Source organism: Moorena sp. SIO1F2, assembly GCF_010672755.1.
Taxonomy (GTDB): domain Bacteria; phylum Cyanobacteriota; class Cyanobacteriia; order Cyanobacteriales; family Coleofasciculaceae; genus Moorena.
In genome coordinates, this window is sequence record NZ_JAAHFV010000485.1 from 1 (window position 1) to 3,991 (window position 3,991).

Here is a 3,991-nt window from a genome sequence, read left to right on the forward strand (position 1 = left end):
CTACTAACGCTAATCCATCACCACGGGGTTCAGATGCCGCTACCAAAACCCCTGAGTGACGCCAAATTACTTGACCTTTACCAAAATTTATGCTATCTGCCATAACCTGAATGTCATGACCCATCTCAGCTAGCTCCAGAGCAATATGACGGGGTACACTCTGTTCTAACAGGACTTGTGACCCATCCACAAATCGCCATCTGGGAGCATCTAGAGCAGCTTGAGGATTCATGCCGTAATCTGCTAGGTTAACCACTACCTGTACATGTCCCTGAGGCTGCATGGGACCTCCCATAACTCCAAAGGGCCCTAGAGGTTGACCATTTTGAGTCAGAAAACCGGGAATAATGGTATGATATGACCGCTTACCTGGTGCGACTTGATTAGGATGACCAGATTCTAGGGTAAACCCTAAGGCTCGGTTTTGCAAGGCAATCCCAGTGCCAGGAATAACAATCCCGCTCCCAAAGCCTTGAAAGTTAGATTGGATAAAGGATACCATTAATTCCCCATCTGCTGCTGCTAGATAAACTGTGCCACCTTTGGGTAAACCGGGTTTTGCTAACGCGATCGCGTTTTCCCCAATTAACTTCCGGCGTTCCCTGGCATACCCATGGTCTAATAGCGTTTCGATTGGGAGTTCCATAAACCGAGGGTCAGTGATATGGCGATGAACATCAGCAAAGGCTAGCTTCATGGCTTCGATTTGTAGATGGTAGCTTTGCGCTGATTCACGGGGATAGTGGCTTAAGTCAAAACCTTCGATTATATTCAATGCCATTAAGGCCGCCATCCCTTGGGTGTTGGGGGGAATCTCCCATACGGTCAGGTCACGATAGTTAGTTGAAATCGGGTCTACCCACTCAGCTTGGTGGGTAGCTAGGTCAGCTTTGGTCAGCACGCCACCAGTATTAGCCGCAAAGTTTGCGATCGCATCAGCAATTTCCCCTTGATAAAAGCTTTCACCACCACTGTTTGCTATCGCTTTCAAGGTCTTAGCATGATCCTTACTCCCCCATACCTCCCCAGCTACTGGTGCGCGCTGGTTAGGGAAAAATACCTGTTTAAATGGTTCAAACTCTGGTCCAATCAGGGGGAGGTACAGAGCTTCCGCTTGTTTCCAAGCTCTTGCTGTGACTGGGGAGACCGGAAATCCGGTTTCGGCGTATCGAATCGCTGGGGCAAACAATTGCTCAAAGGGTAGCTTTCCCCACCGTTGCCACAAACTACGCCATGCTGATACCGCTCCTGGCACTGTTACCGATAACCAGCCGATAGCAGGAATTTGACTCATGCCAGCAAAATGCTCAAGGGTCAGGTGTTGAGGGCTTTTGCCAGAGCCATTGATACCATGGAGTGACCCATCCCATACTAAAGCGAAGGCATCAGAACCGATACCATTACAGGTAGGCTCAACCACTGTCAACGCGATCGCTGTGGCTATAGCAGCATCTACGGCATTGCCTCCAGCCCAAAACATTTCCATACCAGCTAAGGTGGCTAGGGATTGGCTGGTGGCTACAGCAAATCGATTACCCATGACCACTCTTCGTCTTGATGGGTAGGGATAATGGGTTAAGTTACCCTTGAGCATAATTTTCTCTGGTGAACTATTATCTAGTTATTTTATAGAGAAGCTGCATAACCCCTAAGCTTGGGTACTAAGTAACTAATGAGGTTTACTTCTACTTAGTTGTTTGAGCTATGAATGGATTCAAGTTAGGAGTTAGGCTAAAGTGCTACTACAAGCTACGGTAAATAATCAATGCCTACTAACAACTCAGATAACAACTCAGGTATCAAACCGTTTTCGACATCTATTTATTTAAAAGACCGCCAAGGTAATAGGGGGATCGAGCCGGTTTTTGAGTCTAATTCTAGATTAGAGGGTTTCATGGCACATCTAGTCGAGTCTGAGCCAGACAGGAGCGAAGCCGAGTGGGCTCGTTGCTTCTTATATCAGTTGAGACAAGCATCTGGTATTTACCGGATTTTATCCATGACTAATCCTCCGATAGTGGTGATTAGAGCTTATCTGTTATTGTTAAGGTTATCTGATCAGCTCTTATTCAATTACCTACAGTTTGTTTGTTGGTCTGCAGCTCAAGCGATCGCTCATCAGTTAAGCAAATCTTATAATCTTGCGTTACATTATCCTGTAGAAGAATGTTTCATCATTGCTAGTGAAGCAGCCAGCCAGCCAGCTAAACTCCTCAGAGGATTTAATTTTTATGCTAAGTCTTCTATCAATGCCTATGCTTTCAATGCCCTCAAGCGAATTATTAGAAATCAAGTCGCCAAGGAACTCAGGTTAAAATCTATCAAATTTTCTGATTATGGCTTGTTGCGATATTTGGATAAAACCGAACTTGAGCAAGCACTTAATAACTATGGAATCACTAATCAATATTTAAACTATTATCGTCTGGCTTGGCAATCCTTTAAAGACTACTTTAACGAGATGTATCCTCCCAGCAGCAAGGGTAATCCTCGCCATAATTACCCAATTAAATTCCTAAGTCAGCAACAGCTTCACCAAATTGCTATTCGTTACAACCAGCAGTTAAATCGGTTAACTAAAATGCTTAATTCTGAGTTAACAAGTGCTGATTTTGAGAGGAATAACCCTAAAAGAAGAGATTCAGATTGGTTAAGACAAGTAGTACGTTACTCAGCAATCAGCAATCAGCATATGGGCTACGCCCACCCTACGCGAACAGCAATCAGCACATGGGCTACGCCCACCCTACGCGAACAGCACATTGAAGAAATGCTAGCCATTTGCATCCAAGCGGTGCGGATGTCTCAACAGAGGAATTCAGTATCTTTAGATGAGTATGGGGAAATTACTGATATAGCATCTAATCCTTTAGAGGTGGTAATCCAACAGGAAGAAAAGGATGAGTTGAATCAAGTCAGGACTATTGTCTTAAAAGAATTTACGGCTTTAGATCAGCTAGCTCAGAAATCCCTAAGACTTTGGCTTGGTCTAGGCATCAATCAACAAGATTTTATCGAGCTTTTCGGGTTGAAAAAGCAATATCAAGTGGCTCGCCAGTTTCAACGTTATTTTAAACGGATTTTGAAGGCAGTCGTAACCTTTTATTTTCAGGATGCTATGAGCACAAATCTAACCTCCCAAGACATCAAACAGCGCCTTAATCAAACCGCTAAAACTAACTATATTAATAACTATCTCAAATCTTACTTAAGTGCTGATAGTCAAGAATTATTTGCTAAAATTATTGATAAAATTTATGATGAAATTGTCGATCAAATAATCACGACAAAGCTTAGTAATATAGAAAAAAAACAACTAATTAGCAGCAACCAGATTTTAAGGGAATTAATTCAACCAAAATTTGAGGTAGTGATTGAGAAAAATTTTGCTATAAAACTGATTAAATTCAAATCAGCTAAGCCAGCGATCGCTAAATTTATTGAGCGGTGGCTCCAGCAAAATCAGGCACTACTAGAGCAATCCCAATCAGGAAACAGGCAAAAGCCATGTAGGCAAAGTAAAATCTGAAACGTGAAAGGTTAAAACACCAAATATCCCAAATACCAATTAACGATTAACCAAACAGGAGATGAGTCAATGAAATTACGTTTAGAGGATTTAGCTTGCCTACACCCAGACCAAGTATTGATAGAATTATCCCCAGAAGAACGAGAACAAGCATGGCAACAAACCCAAGCTCAAGGTTATTCTAACCAAGCTGCTTATTGGCGAGCGTATCTGAATTGTCTCTGTCTGAATACGTTTTTAAGTTATCTGGACACAGAACCAAATTTAACCAAACCAAATTTAACAGAACCAAATTTACTAGAAACAGCACTAGACAAAGCACTAAACAAACCACTAGATACACCACTAAACAAACCATTAGTATGGCCAGAGTTGGGGGATTTACCAAGTTTCTGGGACGTAGTGAATGGTACAGCTGTTGAGCTAAACCAGATGCGACTGGTATTAATTCCTAGTGAAGAA

Annotated in this window: 3 protein-coding genes; 2 read left to right on the forward strand and 1 reads right to left on the reverse strand. The window is 42.6% G+C overall.

What is annotated here, in order from left to right:
• Nucleotides 1-1,594 (reverse strand): gamma-glutamyltransferase family protein (locus F6J94_RS31410; RefSeq protein WP_293047423.1); only part of this gene is annotated, 1,594 nt, incomplete at its 3' end.
• Between the two features lie 300 nt (nt 1,595-1,894).
• Here F6J94_RS31410 and F6J94_RS31415 point away from each other — a divergent pair.
• Both F6J94_RS31415 and F6J94_RS31420 read left to right on the forward strand, forming a co-directional pair.
• A complete protein-coding gene (locus tag F6J94_RS31415) occupies nt 1,895-3,529 on the forward strand; it encodes a hypothetical protein (RefSeq protein ID WP_293047425.1) in 1,635 nt (544 codons plus the stop codon).
• Nucleotides 3,530-3,598: 69 nt separating this feature from the next.
• The coding region (locus F6J94_RS31420; RefSeq protein ID WP_293047427.1) for a DUF1822 family protein at nt 3,599-3,991 on the forward strand (393 nt) is incomplete at its 3' end.

Bases quoted from the DNA above. Each gene is read 5' to 3' on its own strand.
- F6J94_RS31415 (WP_293047425.1), top strand. From the start codon at position 1,895: ATGGCACATCTAGTCGAGTCTGAGCCAGACAGGAGCGAAGCCGAGTGG.